5 protein-coding genes are annotated in these 4097 nt (G+C 36.0%); all 5 read left to right on the top strand.

What is annotated here, in order from left to right:
- A partial coding sequence (locus ABZA26_RS09220; RefSeq protein ID WP_372714229.1) for a TlyA family RNA methyltransferase occupies window positions 1–585 on the top strand: 585 nt, incomplete at its 5' end.
- Between the two features lie 6 nt (window positions 586–591).
- The gene (locus ABZA26_RS09215; RefSeq protein WP_372714228.1) at window positions 592–1893 is read left to right on the top strand and encodes a S41 family peptidase; all 1302 of its coding nucleotides are present in this window, start codon (window positions 592–594) and stop codon (window positions 1891–1893) included.
- 57 nt (window positions 1894–1950) lie between these two features.
- The gene (gene rsmI, locus ABZA26_RS09210) at window positions 1951–2616 is read left to right on the top strand and encodes a 16S rRNA (cytidine(1402)-2'-O)-methyltransferase (protein WP_372714227.1); all 666 of its coding nucleotides are present in this window, start codon (window positions 1951–1953) and stop codon (window positions 2614–2616) included.
- 16 nt (window positions 2617–2632) lie between these two features.
- Window positions 2633–3526 (top strand): ribosome biogenesis GTPase YlqF, encoded by an 894-nt coding sequence (ylqF, locus tag ABZA26_RS09205; RefSeq protein WP_372714226.1) that lies wholly within the window; start codon window positions 2633–2635, stop codon window positions 3524–3526.
- 10 nt (window positions 3527–3536) lie between these two features.
- On the top strand, window positions 3537–4097 hold a 561-nt coding region (locus ABZA26_RS09200; RefSeq protein ID WP_372714225.1), incomplete at its 3' end, for an NAD+ synthase.

Here is a 4097-nt window from a genome sequence, read left to right as displayed (position 1 = left end):
GTTTTTAGACTGAACATGAAGGACAAAATTGTCCTGGATATAGGGGCTTCAACAGGTGGGTTTACAGACTGCGCTCTTCAGAATGGAGCAAAATATGTATACTCAGCAGATGTGGGTTCTAATCAACTAGACTGGAAGCTGAGAAACGACGATAGAGTGAAATCCATCGAAAATACCCATATAAAAGACCTGACCTTAGAACATTTGGATGGTAATAAAGCAGACTATCTTGTTATGGATGTATCATTTATCTCCATAACAAAAGTTTTTGAACATCTTATAAAATTTATGAAAACCAACTCTGAACTAATGGCACTTATAAAACCACAGTTTGAAGTAGGGAGAGAAAACATAGAAAAGGGCGGGATAGTCAAAGATTTCAAAAAGCATAAAATGGCTGTGGAAAAAATAATCGAAGCCGCAAATAGTAACGGCCTGTACTTAAAGTCTTTGGATTATTCACCTATAACCGGCGGCAAAGGAAATGTGGAATATATATCTGTTTTTTCCCTTGAAGAGGGGAATAATGTGATAGATATTGACGCGGTTATAAACAGCGGCAAATCTCTTAAAACTGGGGGGTAAATTTTAATGAAGAAATATACCAAAATGAAAATAATCGTAGCTGTATTATCTGTTGTAATATTTAGTTTAGTATATGCAAATACTAAAGTTGAAAAAAAACAAACAGATACCAAAAGAGGTTTTCTTTCAAATCTAAGTGAGCTGAAAGAGGTTTCTGATATTATGGATATAATAATGGCAAACCATGTTGGGGAAAAAGAGACTGAAAAAAAGGATCTTATGCATGGGGCTATAAGAGGAATGTTAGAATCTTTAGACGATCCATATTCTATATATTTTGACAAAACAGAAATGGAAAGTTTTAAAGAGGATATACAGGGGAAATATGCCGGAGTGGGGATGGTAATACAGAAAAAGGAAAATGAGCCTTTAGTAGTGGTATCGCCTATAGAGGACACCCCTGCATACAAAGCCGGAATAAAACCTAAGGATAAAATAATAGAGATAGATGGTGAATCTACTTATAATCTAACAAGTAATGAGTGTGTAAAAAAACTAAAAGGTGAGCCCGGAACAGAGGTAAAGGTAAAAATTTACAGAGACTCATCAAAGGAATCTAAAGAGATAATTCTGAAAAGAGATATTGTAGAGCTAAAATATGTAAAAGACAAAATGCTAGAGAATAAGATTGGTTATCTGAGAATCACACAATTTGGAGAAGATATATATCCTGATGTGAAAAAGTCTATGGATTCATTGACTAAGAAAGGGATGAAAGGTTTAATACTTGACTTAAGAAGTAATCCCGGCGGGGCATTGGACCAATCGATAAAAATATCCTCTATGTTTATAAAAGAGGGGAAGATCGTAAGTGTAAAAGGTAAAACCGGTCAAGAACAGGTCTACATGAGAGAGGGAAAATATTACGGAGATTTTCCTGTCGTTGTACTCATTAATGAGGGAAGTGCTTCGGCTTCTGAAATCGTAGCCGGTGCATTGAAGGATAGTAAAAGAGCTGTTCTTTTAGGGGAAAAAAGTTTTGGAAAGGGCAGTGTCCAGAGTCTACTACCTCTACCAGACGGAGACGGAATCAAACTTACAATTGCGAAATATTATACTCCTAGCGGAATATCTATCCACGGAGTAGGAATCGAGCCTGATATAAAAGTAGTGGAAGATTCTGACTACCTGTTTTTTGACGGATTTGTAACTAACATAGACGAGGAAAAAACAAAGGAAAATAAAAAAGAACTTATAAAAGAGCTAAAGGGTAAAGATGAAGCTGAAAAACTAGAGAAGAAAACAGATAAACAGCTAGAAAGTGCAATAGGTGTGTTAAAAGGGATACTTTTAAACAATAAGAAGTAAAAAGATGAAGAGTGGGCGAAAGTTCACTCTTTAATAATAAATGAAAGGCGGTCTAAAATGCTGTACATAGTAGCGACACCCATAGGAAATCTCGAGGATATAACTTACAGAGCCGTCAGGATATTGAAAGAAGCTGACTATGTCTTCGCAGAGGATACCAGGGTTACAAAAAAACTTCTGAAACACTATGAAATAGACACTATAGTTTACAGATATGATGAATTTACCAAGGGGCATCAGATAGAGAATATAATGAACCTTCTAAAAAGTGGGAAAAGCATCGCTCTTGTGACAGATGCAGGAACTCCCTGTATATCTGATCCAGGATTTGAGCTGGCTGATGCAGCTCTTAATAACGATATGAAGGTAGTCCCTATACCAGGTGCCAGTTCTATGACTGCAGCTGCATCGGTGGCTGGCTTAAACATGAAAAGAATAGCCTTTGAAGGATTTCTCCCTAAGAAAAAGGGGAGACAAACTTTATTGAAAAAACTAGCTACTGAAGAAAGAGCAATCATACTTTTTGAATCCCCGCACAGGATAGAAAAAACTGTAGGAGATATCCATGAATTTATGGGAGAGAGATATATAGTTATCGTGAGAGAGATAACTAAGATTTATGAAGAAATCATAAGGGGAACTACAACTGAAGTTGCCAAGAGACTCAAAGAAAAGCCTATAAAAGGTGAAATTGTCCTTATAATAAAGGCAAAAGAAGATTAGGAGGGACACTTTAGTAATGTCAACTATAAAAATAAACTGGTATCCAGGACATATGAAGAAAACCAAAGATATGATCCAGGAAAATATGAAAATAATAGATATAGTACTAGAAATTGTAGATGCTAGAATACCACTTTCAAGCAAAAATCCTGATATTGTAAAATTTGCTAAAAATAAAAAGAGAATAATAGTTCTTAATAAATCAGATCTTGTAAACGGAGAGGATTTGAGAGTATGGAAAGATTATTTTATAGAAAATAACTTGGCAGATGAGGTAATAGAATTAAGTGCCGAGACAGGATATAATGTAAAAAAACTCTTTGCAATAATAGAAAAAGTATCCAAAGAGAAAAAAGAAAGAATGATGAAAAAAGGTCTGAGGGTTGTAAATACAAGACTCATGGTGGTAGGAATACCAAATGTGGGTAAATCAATACTCATAAACAGAATAGTGGGTAAAAAAAGTGCAGGGGTAGGAAACAAGCCAGGATTTACAAGAGGTAAGCAATGGGTTAGGATAAAAGACGGCTTGGAACTTTTAGACACTCCAGGAATACTCTGGCCGAAATTTGAGAATGATGATGTAGGCTACAGCCTGGCAATAGCAGGGGCTATAAAAGATGAGGTAATCCCTGTGGAGGAAGTAGCGAGTAAACTGATAGAAAAGATGCTTTCTTACGGCCTTAAAAACACACTGAAAGATAAATATAAACTTCTTGAGGAAGACTTCATCGGAGTTCCTGAAGAGGTTCTTGAAAAAATAGGATTAAGAATGAATATGCTGGTAAAAGGTGACAAGGTAAACATGATACAGGCAGCTCTCACAATTCTGAGGGATTACAGAAGTTCAAAACTAGGTAAATTTGTGCTGGACAGAGAGATGCTGGAAAAAGATATAATAGAAAATTAACGGGGGACCTATGAAAAATTTAAAACTCAATATGAAAACAGTAGAAAATGTTTTAGTTGATTTTATAAAAGAAGAGGTAACAAAAGCAGGTTTTAAAAAGGTAGTTTTAGGACTTTCTGGGGGAATAGACTCTGCACTGGTGGCGGCACTTGCTGCAAAGGCACTAGGACCTGAAAATGTATTGGGTGTAATGATGCCTTATAAGAGCTCTAGTAAAGAAAGTGTAGACCACGCCAAGCTTTTGGTAGAAGCTACGGGAATAAAAACAGAACTAATGGAAATAACTGATATGGTAGATGCTTATTTTGAAAAAAATCCTGATATGGATAATATGAGGAAGGGAAATAAGATGGCCAGAGAAAGAATGACCATTCTATACGACAGGTCTGCAAAGGAAAGTGCCTTGGTTTTGGGAACATCTAACAAAACTGAGATACTTTTGGGATACAGCACACAGTTGGGAGATTCGGCATCTGCTATAAATCCCATAGGAGATCTATATAAAACCCATGTATGGGAACTGTCTGAAAGACTGGGTGTCCATAAAGAGATAATAGATAAAAAGCCAAGT

The organism is Ilyobacter sp., from assembly GCF_041583315.1.
Lineage (GTDB): Bacteria > Fusobacteriota > Fusobacteriia > Fusobacteriales > Fusobacteriaceae > Ilyobacter.
Note: the sequence above shows the minus strand (reverse complement) of the source record. Positions and strands in the feature narration are given on the sequence as shown.

Excerpts from the sequence above, each read along its gene's own strand:
- ABZA26_RS09215 (WP_372714228.1), top strand. The coding sequence starts at position 592 with ATGAAGAAATATACCAAAATGAAAATAATCGTAGCTGTATTATCTGTT.
- rsmI (WP_372714227.1), top strand. The coding sequence starts at position 1,951 with ATGCTGTACATAGTAGCGACACCCATAGGAAATCTCGAGGATATAACT.
- ylqF (WP_372714226.1), top strand. The coding sequence starts at position 2,633 with ATGTCAACTATAAAAATAAACTGGTATCCAGGACATATGAAGAAAACC.